This is a genomic window from Streptomyces sp. NPDC007095 (genome assembly GCF_040634475.1).
Classification (GTDB): domain Bacteria; phylum Actinomycetota; class Actinomycetes; order Streptomycetales; family Streptomycetaceae; genus Streptomyces.
Map to the genome: position 1 here is coordinate 47,511 of NZ_JBEYFS010000033.1, position 18,142 is coordinate 65,652.

Below are 18,142 nucleotides of genomic sequence, written 5' to 3' on the forward strand. Positions count from 1 at the left end.
CCCTTTGCTTCTTGTGAACTCCTTTGTGGACTCCTCACCTTCTTGACGGATTCTCGTCATCTCGCCCTTGCGCCGGGCCATATGAAACGACGTCAGTTGGCGGTGAACCGCTTCGGCGCCTGGGTCGGGTTGCCGCCCGAGGGAAGCTTCTGGCCGGGGCACCCGGAGAGCACCTTCTTCATCGCGGCCTTCTCCCCGCCGGTGACCCACAACCCGTACTTCTTCTTCACGGCCACCTGCGCGGCCACATACGCGCAGCGGTATCCCTTGTTGGGCGGGAGCCAGGTCGCGGTGTCGCCGTCGCCCTTGCTGCGGTTGGTGCTCGCGTCGACGGACAGCAGGTTGAGCGGATCGTTGGCCAGCGCTATCCGCTTGCTCGCGTCCCAGTACTTGGCGCCCTTCTGCCAGGCGTCCGAGAGCGCGACGAGGTGGTCTATGTCCACCAGGCTGCGGCCGCGCTTGTACGTCACTTCCTTACCGGAGTACGGGTCCGGGTCGAGCGCCCCGGAGACCACCTTGCAGGTGCCGCCGGTGAACTTCACGTTCTTCAGGTCCCGCTTGAGGATGTCGTCGCGGGTGTCGCACTTGTTGGAGTCCGTGTCGGCCCAGGCCGTGCCGAACCTCGCCCTGCTGTAGCCCGTCTTGGGCGCGCGCCCCTTGACGGTCAGCGAGTCCACGGCGGTGAGTGCGGCGCCGCCGCCGGCCGCCGTGCCCTGCGGGCCGGCGGAACCCGTGGTGTCCTTCTTGCAGCCGCTGACCCCCGCGCCGACGACGAACAGCACCAGTGCGGCAGCCGCCGCCCCACCCCTCAGACGCACCACGACGCCCCTCCCCTTGTTCCCCGGGTCCGCCCTGTACAGGGCGCGTTTCCCTGGTGCCCACGGTAGCGGCGGGTATGCCCAGGCCATACCCTCCTTCAACGGGCAATAGGTGCACGCCGGGCGTATCGTCGGTGGTGACAGACCTCCGGAAGGAGTTCCCGCATGGGCATCTTCGACAGATTCAAGGATCAGGCGAAGTCCAAGGGCAAGGACATGTCCGACGCCGGGGAACGGGAGATCAACGAGAAGACGGGCAACAAGTACACGGACCAGGTCGACGACGCCCAGCAGAAGATCGAGGGCGCGACGGGCATGGGCCGCGAACCGACCGACCGGCCCGATCAGCCGTAGACCCCGGTCAGCCGTAGCCGCGGAGACGCGCGAGGCACGACACACCCACCGATCGACCTGTGACACCGAGGCCGTCCGCGAAGCTCCACCCCCGCGGGCGGCTTCACTCGCGTCGCCCGGCACCGCACGCACTCACGCCCGCATGCTCACACCCCCACGCACCCCCACACCCTCCCCTTCACACCTTCCCGATCCCCAGCGTGGACTCCGACGGCAGCAGCCCCGAACCCGGCACCGCGACCCAGAACTCACCCAGCAGCTCGGTCAGTCGGGTGCGGTCGGCCGGGGTGAGGGCGAGCCAGGGCGCGGCGGCCAGTTCGTCCGTGTGGCGTTCGACCTCGGCGCGCAGCTCGCGGCCCGCGGATGTGGCGGTGCCGGATTCGGTCACGAGTCCACGCACGGCGAGGCGTTCAAGGGCGGCGCTCCACTCCTGCGGGCTCCGGCCACGGCTCTCGAAGCGCTCGGCGGAGGCCGCGCCGATCGCCACGAAGGACACGAGCGCTTCGACGGGGTCGAGTCCGGCGACGAGCAGCGCCGCGAGGTGGCCGTCGTCCCGGTGCTCGCGCAGGATCGTCGCCGCATGCCACAACTGGAGGTGCGGGGCGGCCGGTCACGCCGGCTCCGCGTCGGCCGCGGCCATGGGCCGGCCCGCGGTGTCCGCGGCCTCGACGGCGCGGCGCAACAGCCCTGCGGCCTCGACGAGTTCGGGGCTCGCCGCGCGGTCGCCGCGCTCACCGAGGCCACGGACCTACGGGACGCGGGCGTCCACTACGTACGCTTCGCGCGTGAGCACTCCGCGCACTTCCAGGTGATGTTCACGCCGGAGCTGCTGCGCGAGAACGACCTGGAGCTGACCACGGCCCGCGCCCTGACCGCGGCCCGCCTGCGCCAGGCCGTCTCCGACCGGGTGCCGGAACCGGGCACCGACCCCCGCCTCGCCAACGTCGCCGCCTGGTCCCTGGCCCACGGCTTCGCCACGCTGCTCCTCGGCCACAACCTGGACGGCGCGGTCGGCGGCCAGGACCCCGAGGAGGTCTTCCGCACCCTGACGGGAATGCTGTTCCAGCCACCGTCGACGTGAGCCCGGCCTCCACCACCAGCCGCGACGACTCCGTACGACCTCTACGACCTCTACGACCTCCACGACCTCTACGACCTCTACGACCTCTACGACCTCTACGACCTCTACGACCTCTACGACCCGAGAATCGTCGCCAGGAACTCCCCGGTCCACCCCAGCAACTCCCGCCCGACCAGCGGCTTCCCGCCGACCTTCGCCGTCTTCGGGCGGGGCACCAGGAGCTGGTGGGCGGCCGGCTTGATGACCGTGCCCGGGTAGAGCCGCTTGAGGCGGAGTTCCTGGGACTCGCGCAACTCCGCCGGTGCGAAGCGGATGTTGTTGCCCTGGAGCACGACCTCGCCGACGCCGCACGCCCGCGCGAGCATCCGCAGGCCCGCGACGAGCAGCAGGTTCTCCACCGGCTCGGGCAGCTTGCCGTAGCGGTCGGTGAGTTCCTCGCGTACGGCCCTGACGTCCTCCTCCGTGTTGGCGGAGGCGATGGCGCGGTAGGCCTGCAGACGCAGCCGCTCGCCCGGCGCGTAGTCGTGCGGGACGTGCGCGTCGACCGGCAGCTCGATCTTGACCTCCAGGGGCGGCTCCTCCTCGACTCCGCCTTCCAGGGAGGCCCGGTAGTCCGCGACCGCCTCGCCGACCATACGGACGTACAGGTCGAAGCCGACGCCCGCGATGTGACCCGACTGCTCGCCGCCGAGCAGATTGCCCGCGCCGCGGATCTCCAGGTCCTTCATCGCCACGTACATGCCCGCGCCCATCTCCGTGTGCTGGGCGATGGTCGCGAGCCGCTCGTGCGCGGTCTCCGTCAGAGGCTTCTCCGGCGGGTACAGGAAGTAGGCGTAGCCGCGCTCACGGCCTCGGCCCACCCGGCCGCGCAGCTGGTGCAGCTGTGAGAGACCGAAGTTGTCGCCGCGCTCCACGATCAGCGTGTTGGCGTTGGAGATGTCGATGCCGGATTCGACGATCGTGGTCGACACCAGCACGTCGAACCTCTTCTCCCAGAAGTCGACGACCACCTGCTCCAGAGCCTGCTCCCCCATCTGGCCGTGCGCCGTCGCGATACGCGCCTCGGGGACGATCTCACGCAGCCGCGCCGCCGCCCGGTCGATCGACTCGACCCGGTTGTGGATGTAGAAGACCTGGCCCTCGCGCAGCAGTTCGCGGCGGACGGCCGCGCCGATCTGTTTCTCCTCGTAGGGGCCGACGAAGGTCAGCACCGGGTGCCGCTCCTCCGGCGGGGTGGTGATCGTGGACATCTCCCGGATGCCCGTCACCGCCATCTCGAGCGTACGGGGAATGGGGGTGGCGGACATCGTCAGGACGTCCACGTTGGCGCGCAGCTTCTTCAGCTGCTCCTTGTGCTCGACGCCGAAGCGCTGCTCCTCGTCGACGATGACCAGGCCCAGGTCCTTGAACTTGGTCTCGGCGGAGAACAGCCGGTGGGTGCCGATGACGACGTCCACCGCGCCGTCCCGCAGGCCCTCCAGGACGGCCTTCGCCTCCGTGTCGGTCTGGAAGCGGGACAGGGCGCGGACGTTCACCGGGAACTGCGAGTAGCGCTCGGAGAAGGTCCCGAAGTGCTGCTGCACCAGCAGCGTCGTCGGCACCAGGACCGCGACCTGCTTGCCGTCCTGCACCGCCTTGAAGGCCGCGCGGACCGCGATCTCCGTCTTGCCGTAGCCGACGTCGCCGCAGATCAGGCGGTCCATCGGGACCGTCTTCTCCATGTCCTCCTTGACCTCGGCGATGGTCGTGAGCTGGTCGGGGGTCTCCGCGTACGGGAAGGCGTCCTCGAGTTCACGCTGCCAAGGGGTGTCGGAACCGAACGCATGACCAGGGGCCGCCATGCGCGCGCTGTACAGCTTGATCAGGTCCGCCGCGATCTCCTTGACCGCCTTCTTGGCGCGCGCCTTGGTCTTCGTCCAGTCGGCGCCGCCCAGGCGGTGCAGGGTGGGGGCCTCGCCGCCGACGTACTTGGTGATCTGTTCCAGCTGGTCGGTGGGGATGTAGAGGCGGTCGCCCGGCTGGCCGCGCTTGGCCGGGGCGTACTCCACCACCAGGTATTCGCGAGTCGCGCCCTGGACGGTCCGCTGCACCATCTCGATGTAGCGGCCGACACCGTGCTGCTCGTGCACGATGTAGTCGCCCGCTTCGAGCGTGAGGGGATCGATGGTCTTGCGGCGGCGGGCCGGCATGCGCGCGCCGTCCTTGCCTGCCGCCTTCTGGCCGGAGAGGTCGGTCTCCGTGAGGACGGCGAGCCTGAGCGCCGGGTCCACGAAGCCGTAGTCGATCGAACCGCACGCGACCTGCACCACGGCGGGCGTCAGCTCGGTCAGCTCCGCGTCGAGGCGGGCCGCGATGCCCTCGCCGCCGAGGACCTCGACGGTACGGGCGGCGGGGCCGTGCGCCTCGGTGACGTACACCGTGCGCCAGCCGTCCGCGAGCCAGCCCTTGGTGTCGGCGAGCGCCCTGGCCGTGTCGCCGCGGTAGGTCTCGGGGGCGTGCATGCCGAGCTTGAGGGTGTCCGCGTCCAGTTCCTCGTCGGCCGCGAACGGCGACACCGACCACCACATCATGTCCAGCTCGCGCGCCCGGTCGCGGACGTCCGCGATGGCCCACAGGGAGGCCGCGCCGACGTCGATGGGGGCCTCGCCGCCCCCGGCCGTCGCCGCCCAGGACGCCTGCAGGAACTCGTGCGAGGTCGCCACCAGGTCCGCGGCCCGCGTCCGCACCCGCTCCGGGTCGCAGACGACGGCCATCGAGCCCTTGGGCAGGACGTCGAGCAGCAGTTCCATGTCGTCGACGAGGACCGGAGCCAGCGACTCCATTCCTTCCACGGCGATGCCCTCGGCGATCTTGCCGAGCAGTTCGCCCAGCTCGGGGTGTTCCTCGGCGAGCCGGGCCGCCCGCTGCCGGACCTCGTCCGTCAGGAGCAGCTCGCGGCAGGGCGGCGCCCACAGTCCGTGCTCGGCGACCTCGAGGGAACGCTGGTCGGCGACCTTGAAGTAACGGATCTCCTCGACGTCGTCGCCCCAGAACTCCACCCGGAGGGGGTGCTCCTCGGTGGGCGGGAAGACGTCCAGGATGCCGCCGCGTACGGCGAACTCGCCGCGCTTCTCGACGAGCTCGACCCGGGAGTACGCGGCTGCCGCGAGCGCCTCGACGATCCCGCCCAGGTCGGCGCCCTGCCCCGTCCGCAGGGCGACCGGCTCCAGGTCTCCCAGGCCCTTGACCTGGGGCTGAAGCACCGAGCGGACCGGGGCGACGACGACCGACACCGGGCCGGTCTCGGGGTCGTCCGGGCGCGGGTGCGCCAGGCGGCGCAGCACGGCGAGACGGCGGCCGACGGTGTCCGACCGGGGGGAGAGCCGCTCGTGCGGGAGCGTCTCCCACGACGGGTACTCCACGACCGTGTCGGCCGGGAGGAGGGACCTGAGCGCCGCGGCCAGGTCCTCGGCCTCACGTCCCGTCGCCGTCACGGCCAGTACGGGGCGGCCGGCGTCGCGGGCCAGGGCCGCCACCGCGAAGGGGCGGGCGGCGGGCGGGCCGACCAGGTCGATGTGCATCCGGTTGCCGTCGGTGGCGGCCTTCACCGCTTCCGCGAGGGCGGCGTCCTTGACGACGGCGTCGAGCAGACCGTGCAGGCTCATGAAGGGCTTCCATCCCGGAGAGAGGGCAACGCGAACCGCCCGACACGTCTCGACGGGCCGGGGTTGTCCAGCCTACGACGGCGCCGCGCTCCCTGTGAGACGCAAGAGGTGGACGGCCCCCGGCCCCGGTTCGACGGCCCGTCGGGGAATCGGGGCGCAGCCCCGGCCTCAGGGGCGCGGGCAACTGCCCGCCCAGCGCCCGCCGGCCCGCAGCCAGGCAACCCAGCCCGCCCCAGTCCAGCCGACGCCACCCACCCCACAGGAAGTGACCCGCACCACACCCCCAACCGTCAACCACTTCCCACGTCCCCGGCGTATACCCCGTGACACGTGATCACGTACCGGGAGCCGCATGAGCTCGAACCCGACCCCCGCCGACACCGCCACCGCCACCGCCCCAAGAACCGACAGCGCTTCCATACCCCCGCCGGTCACGGCCGTCCCCGGCCGTGACCGGCGCCCCCGCGACCCCCAGCTCCTGGCGGTCCTGTTCTTCATCGCGTACGCGACCCTGTCGGTCTGCCGCTGGCGGCATCTGGCGACCCGTTCCTGGGACCTCGGCATCTTCGAGCAGGCCGTCCGCGCCTACGCCCACCTGCGCGCTCCCGTCGCCGATCTCAAGGGCCCGGGCAGCAACCTCCTCGGCGACCACTTCAGCCCGGTCACCGCCCTCATCGCGCCCGCCTACCGCCTCTTCCCCACCCCGGTCACCCTCCTCGTCGCCCAGGCCGCGCTGCTGGCCCTGTCCGCGGTCCCGGTCACCCGTGCCGCCGCCCGGCTCCTCGGCCGCTCCCGGGGACTCGCGCTGGGCCTCGCGTACGGGCTGTCGTGGGGGATCCAGCGCGCCGTCGACTTCGACTTCCACGAGATCTGCTTCGCCGTCCCGCTGATCGCCTTCGCCCTGGAAGCGGTCCTGGAGCGACGGTGGCGCGCGGCCCTCCTGTGGGCGTTCCCGTTGGTCCTCGTCAAGGAGGACCTCGGGCTCACCCTGGCCGCGATCGCCCTGGTCGTGGCCGTGCGGGCCCGTAGGGCCGCCCCGCGTACGGCCCTGTGCGCGCTCGGGGCCGGCGTCCTCGGGGTGGTGGCCGCGGTGCTCACGTTCACGGTGGTGATCCCTGCCTTCAGTACCGCGGACGCCTACAGCTACTGGAACAAGGCGGGCGGTGATCCCCTCGACGGCCTGGGCACCAAAATCCGCACCCTCGCCTGGCTGCTGATCCCCACCACCGGTCTGCTGGCCCTGCGCTCCCCGCTCCTCGTGGTCGCCCTGCCGACCCTGGGCTGGCGTTTCCTCTCCTCCGACCCGCACTACTGGGGCACGGACTGGCATTACAGCGCCGTCCTGATGCCGGTCCTCTCCCTCGCTCTCGCCGACGCGCTCTCCCGGGCCCGCTGGAGCCCGCGCCCATGGCTGCGCTCGTACGCGCTGCACCTGCCCACGGCCGTCGTCGCGGCCGCGCTCGCGCTGACGACCTCGCTCCCGCTGTCCGCGCTGGGCGAGCCCGCCGCGTATCGCAAGCCCGCGCGCGTGAGTGCCGTCGAACGGCTGCTGGCGCGTGTCCCGGACGGGGCGAGCGTCGAGGCGAACGTCGGCCCGAGCAGTCGGCTCGTCGCACGCTGCCGGGTCTTCTGGACGGGCGGCACCGGTGGCGTCACCCCGGACTTCATCGCCCTCGACGACTCCGACCACTCGATCCAGGACGTCCAGGCGTACGCGGGCCGCCTGCACCCCCGTGCCGTGTACGACGTCGTGGGCGCCGCCTACGGCTACGTACTGCTGGAGCGGCGCACCTGAGGCACCGCGCACGGCCGCGGGCCCGGCCCAGGAGGTGAAGTCCTCCTGGGCCGGGCCCGTCCCCCGTAACCCCCGTATACGGTGGCTTCGCGGCTGCTGCTGCCGGCTAGTCGGTGGCGATGGCGTTCAGTACGTTCATCCGGCCCGCCCTGAACGCCGGGATCAGGGCGGCGAACAGGCCCACGAACGCCGAGCCGATGAAGACCCCGATGATGGTCGGCCAGGGGATCTCCAGGACCTTCAGGCCCTCCAGGGCGAGGAGCTTCTGGGCGGTGGCACCCCAGCCCATGCCCAGGCCGAGGCCGAGCAGCGCGCCGAAGAGGGCGATGACGACCGACTCCAGGCGGATCATGCGGCGCAGCTGGCGGCGGGACATCCCGATGGCGCGCATCAGGCCGATCTCGCGTGTCCGCTCCACCACCGACAGGGCGAGGGTGTTGATCACGCCGAGGACTGCGACGACGATCGCGAGGGCGAGCAGGCCGTAGACCATGTTCAGGAGCTGGCCGATCTGGTCCTTGAGTTCCTGCTTGTAGTCGCTCTGGTCACGGACCTGGTACTGCGGGTACTGCTCCATGGACTTCTTCAGGGCCGCGTACGCCTGCTTCTCCTGGCCGTTCTTGGCGCTGGCGAACATGATCTGGTCCGGCGGGATCCGGTCGGCCGGGAGGTACTTGCGCATGGTCTCGGTGCTGAGGTACCGCGCGCCCTGGTCGATGGCCACGTCGTCGTCGGTGATCGCGGCGACCCTGAGCTTCGCCGTGCTGCCGCCCTTGAAGGCGACGGTCAGAGTGTCGCCGAGCTTGACGTGGTGCTTGGTGGCGAACTTCGAGCCTACGGACATGGAGTCCTTGCCGTAGGCGGCGGTCAGTTCACCGGCCGTCGTCTTGCGGTGCAGGTCCTGTGCGTAGGTGGGGTCGGCGGCCGTGACGCCGTCGCTGTCCGAGGATCCGTCGGGGGTGACGATCTTGGCCTCGATGTCCCGGTAGTGCGTGACGTGTTCCAGGCCGGGCGTCGTCTCGATGGCCTTCGCCGCCTGCGGGACGATCCGCTGGTTGCCCTGGATGATGAAGTCGGTGCCGACCGACTTGTCGAGTTCGTCGGTCGCGGAGGCGACCATGGACGAGCCGACGACCGACAGGCAGGCGACCAGGGCGAGGCCGATCATCAGGGCCGCGCCGGTGGCTCCGGTGCGGCGCGGGTTGCGCAGCGCGTTGCGCTCCGCCATCCGTCCGACGGGGCCGAAGAAGCGCAGCAGCACCGCGCTGATCACCCGGACGACACCGCCCGCGAGCAGCGGGCCGATGATGACGAACCCGATCAGGGTCAGGACGACTCCCGCGCCCAGCACCAGCGAACCGTCGCTCGCCTTGTCGGCATTGGCCGCCGTGAAGAGCGCGAAGGTTCCGGCGCCGGTGAGGACCAGGCCGATGATTCCGCGGACGAGACCGGCCTTGCCGTCCGCCGGTGTACCGGCGTCGCGCAGTGCGGCCATCGGGGAGACCTTGCCGGCCCGGCGGGCGGGCAGATAGGCGGCGAGGACGGTGACCACGACACCGAGCACGAGTCCGATGACCGGGGTCGTCGCCTTGACCGTCAGATCGCGGGTGGACAGGTCCATGCCCGCCGCCGACATGAGTTTCATCAGGCCGACCGCGAGGCCGACGCCCGCGCCGACGCCGAGGATCGAGCCGAAGAAGCCGAGCAGGGTCGCCTCGACCAGGACGGACCGGTTGACCTGCTTGCGGGACGAGCCGATCGCCCGCATCAGGCCGATCTCGCGGGTGCGCTGGGCGACCAGCATGGAGAAGGTGTTGATGATCAGGAAGATGCCGACCAGGAAGGCGATCCCGGCGAAGCCGAGCATGGCGTACTTGATGACGTCCATGAAGGAGCCGACGCCGGAGCGGTTCTCGTCCGCGTACTCCTTCTGCGTCTGCACCTTGTAGGCGCCGGTGCCGATCGAGGCGATGACGTTCTGCTTGAGCCGGTCGTCGGTGACACCGGTGGCGGCGGAGAGGTTGATGTGCGTGAACCGGCCGGTGGCGCCGAGCAGTTCGCGCTGGGCGGTGGCGGTGTCGAAGTAGACGACGGCGGCACCGGGGTTGGTCACCTTGAAGGTGGCGATGCCGACGATCCTGGCCTTGAAGTCACCGGTGACGGCGATGGTGCGCAGTTCGTCGCCGAGCTTGAGGTGGTGCTTGTCGGCGGTGTCGGCGTCGACCATCGTCTCGGTCGGTCCGCGCGGGGCGCGTCCGGAGGTGATCTCCATCGAACGCAGGTCGTTGCGCGTCCAGTTGCCGGCGATCGTCGGGGCCCCGGTGCTCGACCCCATGTTCTTGTTGGCGCTGTTGACGACGGTCACGTTCATGGAACTGACCGCGCCCTCGGCATACTTGACGCCGTCCGCCTTCTTGGCCCGGTCCAGGACGGACGCCGGAATCGAGTCGGGCTTGCCGTTCTGCGGGGTGCTGTCGCTCTTGGCGACCTTCGGCGAGACGGTGACGTCGGAGGAGGTGGCGGCGAACAGCTTGTCGAACGTCGTGTTCATGGTGTCGGTGAACACCAGCGTGCCGCAGACGAAGGCCACGGACAGCAGCACCGCGACCGCCGACAGTGCCATCCGCCCCTTGTGCGCGAAGAAGTTGCGCATCGAGGTCTTCAGGACGGTCATGACGTACGCCCCCGCGCGTCGAAGTCCTTCATGCGGTCGAGGACCTGATCGGCCGTCGGCTGGTACATCTCGTCGACGATCCGGCCGTCGGCCAGATACAGCACGCGGTCCGAGTACGAGGCCGCCACCGGGTCGTGCGTCACGATCACGATGGTCTGGCCGAGTTCGTCCACCGAGCGGCGCAGGAAGCCCAGCACCTCGGCGCCCGCCCGGGAGTCGAGGTTTCCGGTCGGCTCGTCCCCGAAGATGATCTCGGGCCGCGCGGCGAGTGCCCGCGCCACCGCGACGCGCTGCTGCTGGCCGCCGGAGAGCTGGCTGGGCCGGTGCTTGAGCCGGTCGGCGAGTCCGACGGTCTCCACGACCTGGTCGAGCCAGCCCTTGTTCGGCTTGCGGCCCGCGATGTCCATCGGCAGCGTGATGTTCTCTATCGCGTTCAGCGTCGGCAGCAGGTTGAACGCCTGGAAGATGAACCCGATCCGGTCCCGGCGCAGCTGCGTGAGCTTCTTGTCCTTGAGCCCGGTGATCTCGGTCTCGTCGAGGTAGATCTGGCCACTCGTCACGGTGTCGAGTCCGGCGAGGCAGTGCATCAGCGTGGACTTGCCGGACCCCGAGGGGCCCATGATCGCGGTGAACTGCCCCCGCGCGATGTCCACGTCGACCTGGTCCAGGGCGACGACCCGGGTCTCCCCGGACCCGTACGCCTTGACGACCTGCCGCGCCCGCGCGGCAACGGCCGTACGCCCTCCAGTGCCCCCGTGCCTGGGAATGGTCACAGCCGATGTCACGGTGTATCTCCTATGTCGGTCGGCGGACGAAGTGCTCTTCGCTACGTCGGTAAGTCTGGTGGCGGGGGGTGGTCCGGCGCGCTGGTGCCCAGCGCAGTCTTCTACGGGGGAAAACCCCACCCCCGTGGGTCCGGCCCACCGCCCTCAGCGGCATAAAGCCAGGTTAAGGACGGCCCCGCCCCGTCTCGTCCTCCGCCGGTACGAGCGCCCCCCGAGCCCTAGTGGGGAGAGACCCCTAGGGGCAGTCCACCCTTCGGTGGAGTCGCTCTCGGGGTTGCCTCCACCCTCGGTCCCGGTCAGCGTCCACCCTCCCGCTACGTGAAGGTCAAGTGAGATGGTGGGGGACGGCGGATAGTTGCAGGGGGGAACCGATCAGGGGAGGCGCTCCAGTGGGCCAGGGGGACACCGGAATACGGGCCGCGGCGACGAAGCACCCATCGGCCTCGCGCAGCCGCAGGGGTGCCGTCGTCGCCGCCCTGATGCTCTCCATGGCGCTGGCCGCGCTCGACTCCACCATCGTCTCCACGGCCGTACCGCAGATCGTCGGCGACCTCGGCGGCTTCTCCGTCTTCTCCTGGCTGTTCTCGGGCTATCTGCTCGCGGTGACGGTCACCCTGCCGGTGTACGGGAAGCTCTCCGACACCTTCGGCCGCAAGCCGGTCCTCGTCGCGGGCGCCGCCGTCTTCCTCCTCGGCTCGCTGCTGTGCGCCACCGCCTGGAACATGGCCGCGCTCATCGCCTTCCGGATCGTGCAGGGCCTGGGCGGCGGCGCGTTGCAGGGCACGGTGCAGACGCTCGCCGCGGACCTCTACCCGCTCAAGGAGCGCCCCAAGATCCAGGCCAAGTTGTCCACGGTGTGGGCGACCTCGGCGATCGCGGGCCCCTCCCTCGGCGGGGTCCTCGCCGCGTACGCCGACTGGCGCTGGATCTTCCTCGTCAACCTGCCGATCGGCGCGCTGGCGCTGTGGCTGATCGTCCGCCATCTGCACGAGCCGGCACGGGAGTCCTCCGGCCGCCGCCCCCGGATCGACTGGGCGGGCGCGCTGGCCGTCTTCGCCTGCGGCGGTGTGCTGCTCACCGCACTGGTGCAGGGCGGGGTCGCCTGGGACTGGCTGTCGGCCCCGTCGCTCGCCCTGTTCGGTACGGGACTCGCGCTGATCGCTGCCGTGGTCGTGATCGAACGCCGGGCGGCCGAGCCGATCATCCCCGGGTGGGTGTGGCGGCGCCGCACGATCGCGGCCGTCAACCTGGCGCTCGGCGCACTGGGGCTGCTCATGGTCGCCCCCACGGTGTTCCTGCCCACGTACGCGCAGGCGGTCCTCGGCCTCGCGCCCGTCGCCGCCGGATTCGTGCTCTCCGTGTGGACGTTGAGCTGGCCGGTGTCGGCGGCGTTCAGCCAGCACGTCTACGGGCGGATCGGCTTCCGCAACACCGCGATGCTCGGCATCGGCACCGCGACCCTGATCCTGCTCGCCTTCCCCTTCCTGCCCTACCCCGGCGAGCCCTGGCAGCCGGCCCTGCTGATGCTCCTGCTGGGCGGCGCCCTGGGCCTCTTCCAACTCCCCCTGATCATCGGCGTCCAGTCGACGGTCGGCTGGGCGGAACGCGGCACGACGACGGCGTCGGTCCTCTTCTGCCGCCAGACCGGCCAGACCGTCGGCGCGACCCTGTTCGGCGCGATCGCCAACGGGGTGCTGGCCGCGCGGCTCGGCGGCGCGGGGGACCTGGACGCGGTGACGCGGGCGCTGGACTCGGGCGCGCCGGCCGAACACGTACGCCGCGCGGTCGCCGACGCGGTCCACGCCGTCTACCTGGGCGCGGCAGGCGCCGCCGCACTCGCCTTCCTGGTCCTGCTGTTCGTGGCACCGCGACGCTTTCCGGTCCTCAAGAATCCCGGGGACTGACGAGGTCGCGGCGACGGGCGCGTTCACGAAGCGGGCCGAGCCGAAGGCGTCGCCCTCAAGCCGAAGGCGCAGCGAACGGTTGATGAACGCCCGGTGCAAATGCGGGTAACACCCCGGGTCACCGAAGTAAGCGCATACCGACCGCTCAGTTTGGTGAAAGCCTCACGCATACCGGCTACCTGCGAGTAGCGTGCGTGCCTCGCCCACCCCCCAACTCCCTGCGGTCCGTACCGGGCCCGAGCCACGCAAGGAGATCACGGGATGCAAGACGCGTTCTCGTCCCCCGAGCACCAGAGGCGGCACCGCCCGCCGCACGACCCGCTCTACCCACCGCCGCACCCGTCCCCGCACCCGTCCCCCCGCCACACGCCCCCCTCGCACCTCACCTATCCCTGGCAACCGCAGCCCCGGCCACCCGAGCCCGAGAGAAAGCGACAACCGCGTCACCACGCACTCGGCAGGCACAGCGACATCCGCGTCCTGCGCGGCGCCTACCGCTGGCAACGGCGGGTCGCGACGCTCACCGCACTCGGCTACTTCACCCTCTTCCTCCTCCTGTCGGCGTTCGCGCCGGGGCTGATGACGGGCGAGGTGTCCGGCGGACTGCCGACCGGACTGCTGCTCGGTCTGCTCCAGGTGCCGGTGACCTGCCTGGCGATCGGGCTGTACGAGTACACGGCGCGCCGACGCGTCGACCCGATCGCGGACCGGATCCGCCGGCAGACCCAGTTGGACGCGAAGCGGGAGGCGACCCGATGAGCCGGGGCCCCGAGGTGACCGCCCTGACGAGCATGGTCGGGTTCAGCAGTTCCGCACGGGCCATGTCACTGGTGGCGTTCACGGCCGTCGCCACGATCACACTGCTGCTGTGCGTGATGACCGGTCCGGACCGCGACGACCTCGACGAGTTCTACACGGGCTACGGCTCCCTGTCGCCGATGCGCAACGGCCTCGCCATCGCCGGGGACTACATCTCCGCCGCGACCGTCCTCGGCACCGGCGGCGTCATCGCCCTCGCCGGGTACGACGGTGTCGTCCTCGCCCTCAGCACCGCCCTGTCGCTGATGCTGCTGATGTTCCTGCTGGCCGAACCGCTGCGCAACGCGGGCCGTTTCACCATGGGCGACGCGCTCGCACGACGGATGCCGGGGCGCGCGGTACGCATCACGGCGTGCGCCGCGACCCTCGTCGCCCTGCTGCCGCTGATGCTGGTCCAACTCGCCGGCGCGGGCGATCTGCTGGCCTTCATCCTCGGTTTCTCCAGCGACTCCCTCAAGACCGGCTGCATCATCGGCCTCGGCACACTGATGATCAGCTATGCGGCGATCGGCGGGATGAAGGGCACCGCCCTCATCCAGATCCTGAAGATCGTGATGCTGCTCGGCTCCGGCACCGTGGTCGCCGCCCTCATCCTGCAGCGCTTCGGCTGGGACCCCGCGGCCCTGTTCGACACCGCCGCCCGCAACAGCGGCGTCGGGACCGCCTTCCTGCACTCCGGCCTGCAGTTCGCGGGCGGACCCAACCCTCGTATCGACATGATCAGTTCGGAGCTGACCGTGGTCCTCGGCGGCGCCTGCCTGCCGCACATCACCATGCGCATGTACACCGCGGGCAGCGCCCGTCAGGTCCGCCGCTCGATGTCCTGGGCGGTGCCCTGCGTGGCCGTCTTCGTGCTGGTCATCACGGTCGTCGGGTTCGGGGCCACGGCGCTGATCGGACGGTCCGTGATCGCGGCCGCCGACCCGCAGGGCAACACGGCCTACCTGCTGGGATCCAGGGCCGCGTTCGGACCGGACGTGTCGACGGCCGAGACCCTCCTCTTCACGACCGTGACGACGGCGATCTTCCTCACGCTCCTCGCCTCGGTCGCCGGGATGATCCTCGCCTGCGCCAACTCCCTCGCCCACGACGTGTTCGCCGGGCGGATCCGGGAGCTGTCCCCGCGCCGCGAGATGAGCCTCGCCCGGGTCTCCGCGCTCGCGGTCGGCGCGCCTGCGATCCTGCTCGCGACCCTCGTCCAGCACCGCAGCCTGCAACCCCTGGTCACGCTGTCGTTCTGCCTGGGCGCCTCGGCCATAGCGCCCGCGCTGGTCTACGGCCTCTTCTGGCGCCGCTACACCCGCACGGGCCTCCTGTGCACCCTCATCGGCGGAACTCTGACCGTCCTGATCCTCATGACCGGCACGAACCTGGTCTCCGGCTCCCCCACTTCGGCCTTCCCCGAGGCCGACTTCAACTGGTTCCCGTTCACCACCACCGGCCTCGTGTCCATTCCCCTCGGCTTCGCCTACGGGTGGCTGGGGACCGTGATCTCCGGGCGCCGTAAGGCGGAGGAACAGCGCAGACAGTACGAGGCGGTGGAGGGGTGGATCCTGGCGGGGGCGGTACGGAGGACCCCGTGAGGGGCGCGGGGAACTGCGCGACCAGCCACAACCCGCCCGCAGCGCAGGAACAACCCACCCCTCGCCCACTACTCCACCGATGCCCGCCCAGTCAGCGTCATGAGACTCGTACGCACTTGATCCATCTGCGCCCGTACGTCGTCCCACCGCTCCCCGTGCTCGCGCAGCACCCGCTCGGTCTCGCGGGCGATCCGCTCCTCCTGCGCCCTCGCCTCGGCGAGCACCTCGGCGGCCTGTGCCATCGCATCCTCCTGCCGGTGCCGAGCGAATTCCTCGGCCTCTGCCAGGGCACGCTCGGCCTCGACCAGCGCGGCCTCGGCGCGCACCCCCCGCTCCACGTGGTGCGCGTCGAGCGCGGCCGCCCGCTCCACCGCCGCCCGCTCCGCCTCCTCCCAGCGCTCTGCGTGTTCCCTCTCCTGCTCGGCGAGGAAGCCTTCGGTGCGCTGCCGCACCTCGCGCAGCGCCGCCAGCGCCTCCCCCCGGCCCTCCTTGACCGCGCGACGGGCGGCGATCCGCATCTCGTCGGCCTCCGCGCGGGCGGAGAGGAGACGGTGCCGGACGCGTTCCTCGGCCTCGCCGCGCAGCTCGTCGGCGTACGCCTGCGCCGCCTCACGCATCCGCCGCCCCTCCGCCTCGGCATCCTCGACGGCCAGCCGGGCCGCGCTGCGCGCGTTCTCGCGCACCGCCGCGGCCTCCTCCTCGCCGAGCTCGCGAATCCGGCAGGCGCGCTCGCCGAGCGTCTCGTACGTCTGCGGGGCCAGCCGTGCCACGACCGCCCGCAGCCGCTCCACCTCCGCGTCCATCTCCTTGGCCAGGACGGTCAGCCGGGCGGCCCGTTCCCAGGCGGTGTCGCGGCCCCCCGAGAGCGCAGCGAAGTACGCGTCGACCTGCTCGGGACGGTAACCGCGCCCCCGTACGGCCACGAAGCCGTGCGGCGACACCGATGCGCTGCTCATCCCTGGACCCCTCTCCGCTGTGCGACGTACAACACGATTTGGCGCACATCTTGGTGGATCAGGCGTAAGTGTTCATAACGCGACACTCCGCGCATTCGTAGCGGTCAGCTGCGTAAAAAATGGGTTGGACCCGGTCGTACGACCGGGTCCAACCCCTTCGGCTCCCTGACGGACACTCAGTGGCGCATCACAGCAAGCCGTCCCACATCTGCTCCAACAGCACCGACCACCAGCTCTCCGGCGAGCCGAGCGCCGCCGGGTCGAGCGAGGCGAGCTGCGCCTGGAAGTCGACGGTCCAGCGGCCCGCCTGCTCCTGGTTGAGCCCGAACCGCAGCCGCCACATCCGGCCGAGCAGGGCCAGACAGCGCGCGAACTCGGGCAGCCCCGTGTTCACGAACTGCGGCGGCACCGAGGCGCCGCCCGGACCCGCCTCCACCGGCACGGCCACGATGTTCGCGGTGCCGTACTGGACACAGATCGCCTTGCCGAAGTCACTGCCCATGACGAGGTACGAGCCCGCGTCCGCGGCCGGCTGCACCCCCCGCTCCTGCGCCAGCTCGGCGAGCGTCGGCACCGGACGGCCCGGCTGCGCCTGCGCCCAGAAGAACGGGCCCATGTCGACCGGCAGTCCGGCCACCACCAGCGTGTGCGCCACGATGTTCGGCACACCCTGCCGCGACACCGCGGCCTGGTCGAACCGGAACAGACCCGGCCCGAACGCCGCCGCCAGCTCCTGCCCGATCGCCTCCGGCGGAACCGGCGGCGCGGGCTGCACCGGCGGAATCGGCGCACGCACCGGCGCCGGACGCGCGGGACCGTCCGCCACCTGGTGCAACTCGCCCTGGTGCGCGAGGAGCTGGTGCATGCCCTGCTGACGGCTCGCGTGATCCGTGCCGTACGGCGCGATGCTGGTGATCCGCGCCTGCGGCCAGCTCTCCCTGATCATCCGCGCGCAGTACGCGCCCGGCAGCTCGCACGACTCCAACTCCGTGTGCAGCTCCAGCACTTGCTGCGGCGGCACGTTCATCGCGCGCAGTTCGTGCAGGATCTGCCACTCCGGGTGCGGGGTCCCCGGCGCGGAGCGCCGGATCAACTGCTGCTCGGAACCGTCCTGCGCGCGGTAGCGCAGGACGGCCTGATACCCCGGCCCGACGGTCGGCTGACCGGCCTGCGGGTAGCCGTACGCCGGAGGCTGCTGCCCCGGGGGCGGCATCGGCTGACCGGGCATCGGCTGACCGGGCATGGCTTGTCCCGGCATCGGCTGCGGCGCGCCCGGGGGCATGCCGGGGGCCTGCGGGGGCGGCGGAACACCGGGACCGGCGACCGGAGGACCGGCCGGAGGACCGGCCAGCATGGTGGCGGCGTGGTGGACACCGCCCGGGGGCGGGGTGCCCGGAGGCTGCGGAGCACCAGGCGCACCCGGAGGCTGGGGCGCGCCGGGAGCGCCCGCGGGCGGACCCGCCAGCATGGTCGCGGCGTGATGGACACCTCCGGGAGGCGTACCGCCCGGAGTCTGCGGAGCGCCGGGAGCGGCAGGCGCACCAGGAACTCCGGGCCCGTTCGGGCCGAGCTGCGAGACGAGTTGCGTCGGTACGTACCCGCCCGCCGGGGCGCCCGGAGCACCGGGCCCGGACGACGGCGGCGGGGGCGGAGGCGGAGGGGCGCTCCCCGGCCGCGCACCCGGTACGCCCGGGGCGCTCGGCGGAGGCGGCGCGCTCACGCCCCCACC

At 71.3% G+C, this 18,142-nt stretch carries 13 protein-coding genes; 6 read left to right on the plus strand and 7 right to left on the minus strand.

The features are described from left to right. Nucleotides 1-92: 92 nt before the first annotated feature. Nucleotides 93-821, minus strand: coding sequence for an HNH endonuclease family protein (locus ABZ656_RS14140; protein ID WP_101404620.1), 729 nt, complete (start codon nucleotides 819-821; stop codon nucleotides 93-95). Nucleotides 822-983: 162 nt separating this feature from the next. On the opposite strand from ABZ656_RS14140, the gene ABZ656_RS14145 reads away from it, so the two are divergent. Continuing rightward, the gene (locus ABZ656_RS14145; protein WP_360267763.1) at nucleotides 984-1,172 is read left to right on the plus strand and encodes an Rv0909 family putative TA system antitoxin; all 189 of its coding nucleotides are present in this window, start codon (nucleotides 984-986) and stop codon (nucleotides 1,170-1,172) included. Nucleotides 1,173-1,350: 178 nt separating this feature from the next. Here the strand turns inward: ABZ656_RS14145 and ABZ656_RS14150 are convergent, their stop codons facing one another. Continuing rightward, entirely contained in the window at nucleotides 1,351-1,761 is a 411-nt protein-coding gene (locus tag ABZ656_RS14150; RefSeq protein WP_101404618.1) for a hypothetical protein, read from the minus strand. Here ABZ656_RS14150 and ABZ656_RS14155 point away from each other — a divergent pair. After that, complete coding sequence (locus tag ABZ656_RS14155; RefSeq protein WP_360267767.1) at nucleotides 1,753-2,253, plus strand: TetR-like C-terminal domain-containing protein; 501 nt, start codon at nucleotides 1,753-1,755, stop codon at nucleotides 2,251-2,253. The two genes, ABZ656_RS14150 and ABZ656_RS14155, sit on opposite strands and share 9 nt — an antisense overlap. Before the next feature lie 113 nt (nucleotides 2,254-2,366). On the opposite strand, the gene mfd is transcribed toward ABZ656_RS14155, so the two are convergent. After that, on the minus strand, nucleotides 2,367-5,897 hold the full coding sequence (gene mfd, locus ABZ656_RS14160; protein WP_101404616.1) for a transcription-repair coupling factor: 3,531 nt from the start codon (nucleotides 5,895-5,897) through the stop codon (nucleotides 2,367-2,369). A gap of 352 nt (nucleotides 5,898-6,249) precedes the next feature. Here mfd and ABZ656_RS14165 point away from each other — a divergent pair, with 352 nt between their 5' ends. Then, nucleotides 6,250-7,692 carry a DUF2079 domain-containing protein gene (locus ABZ656_RS14165; protein ID WP_101404615.1) on the plus strand — a complete coding sequence of 481 codons (1,443 nt, stop codon included), beginning with the start codon at nucleotides 6,250-6,252 and terminating at the stop codon, nucleotides 7,690-7,692. A 106-nt stretch (nucleotides 7,693-7,798) separates the two neighbouring features. Here the strand turns inward: ABZ656_RS14165 and ABZ656_RS14170 are convergent, their stop codons facing one another. After that, complete coding sequence (locus tag ABZ656_RS14170; RefSeq protein ID WP_360267771.1) at nucleotides 7,799-10,366, minus strand: FtsX-like permease family protein; 2,568 nt, start codon at nucleotides 10,364-10,366, stop codon at nucleotides 7,799-7,801. Further along, on the minus strand, nucleotides 10,363-11,151 hold the full coding sequence (locus tag ABZ656_RS14175; RefSeq protein WP_067376193.1) for an ABC transporter ATP-binding protein: 789 nt from the start codon (nucleotides 11,149-11,151) through the stop codon (nucleotides 10,363-10,365). Before ABZ656_RS14175 ends, ABZ656_RS14170 begins: the two co-directional genes overlap by 4 nt. 410 nt (nucleotides 11,152-11,561) lie before the next feature. Between ABZ656_RS14175 and ABZ656_RS14180 the strand changes: the two genes are divergently transcribed. The 3 genes from ABZ656_RS14180 to ABZ656_RS14190 all read left to right on the plus strand — a co-directional run bounded on the left by ABZ656_RS14180 (nucleotide 11,562) and on the right by ABZ656_RS14190 (nucleotide 15,457). Beyond that, nucleotides 11,562-13,055 carry an MFS transporter gene (locus ABZ656_RS14180; protein ID WP_360267782.1) on the plus strand — a complete coding sequence of 498 codons (1,494 nt, stop codon included), beginning with the start codon at nucleotides 11,562-11,564 and terminating at the stop codon, nucleotides 13,053-13,055. 261 nt (nucleotides 13,056-13,316) lie between these two features. Next, nucleotides 13,317-13,814 carry a DUF485 domain-containing protein gene (locus tag ABZ656_RS14185; protein ID WP_360267776.1) on the plus strand — a complete coding sequence of 166 codons (498 nt, stop codon included), beginning with the start codon at nucleotides 13,317-13,319 and terminating at the stop codon, nucleotides 13,812-13,814. 32 nt (nucleotides 13,815-13,846) lie between these two features. Continuing rightward, the gene (locus ABZ656_RS14190) at nucleotides 13,847-15,457 is read left to right on the plus strand and encodes a cation acetate symporter (protein WP_101408043.1); all 1,611 of its coding nucleotides are present in this window, start codon (nucleotides 13,847-13,849) and stop codon (nucleotides 15,455-15,457) included. A gap of 68 nt (nucleotides 15,458-15,525) precedes the next feature. On the opposite strand, the gene ABZ656_RS14195 is transcribed toward ABZ656_RS14190, so the two are convergent. Together ABZ656_RS14195 and ABZ656_RS14200 are read right to left on the minus strand one after the other, a co-directional pair. Further along, a complete protein-coding gene (locus ABZ656_RS14195; RefSeq protein ID WP_101404612.1) occupies nucleotides 15,526-16,413 on the minus strand; it encodes a cellulose-binding protein in 888 nt (295 codons plus the stop codon). A 187-nt stretch (nucleotides 16,414-16,600) separates the two neighbouring features. Beyond that, on the minus strand, nucleotides 16,601-18,142 hold a 1,542-nt coding region (locus ABZ656_RS14200), incomplete at its 5' end, for an SUKH-4 family immunity protein (protein WP_360267779.1).

What these genes read in the sequence shown, in the direction of transcription:
- ABZ656_RS14190 (WP_101408043.1), top strand. Translation starts at nt 13,847, where the DNA reads ATGGTCGGGTTCAGCAGTTCCGCACGGGCCATGTCACTGGTGGCGTTC.
- ABZ656_RS14185 (WP_360267776.1), top strand. Translation starts at nt 13,317, where the DNA reads ATGCAAGACGCGTTCTCGTCCCCCGAGCACCAGAGGCGGCACCGCCCG.
- ABZ656_RS14195 (WP_101404612.1), bottom strand. Translation starts at nt 16,413, where the DNA reads ATGAGCAGCGCATCGGTGTCGCCGCACGGCTTCGTGGCCGTACGGGGG.
- ABZ656_RS14170 (WP_360267771.1), bottom strand. Translation starts at nt 10,366, where the DNA reads ATGACCGTCCTGAAGACCTCGATGCGCAACTTCTTCGCGCACAAGGGG.
- ABZ656_RS14165 (WP_101404615.1), top strand. Translation starts at nt 6,250, where the DNA reads ATGAGCTCGAACCCGACCCCCGCCGACACCGCCACCGCCACCGCCCCA.
- ABZ656_RS14155 (WP_360267767.1), top strand. Translation starts at nt 1,753, where the DNA reads ATGCCACAACTGGAGGTGCGGGGCGGCCGGTCACGCCGGCTCCGCGTC.
- ABZ656_RS14145 (WP_360267763.1), top strand. Translation starts at nt 984, where the DNA reads ATGGGCATCTTCGACAGATTCAAGGATCAGGCGAAGTCCAAGGGCAAG.
- mfd (WP_101404616.1), bottom strand. Translation starts at nt 5,897, where the DNA reads ATGAGCCTGCACGGTCTGCTCGACGCCGTCGTCAAGGACGCCGCCCTC.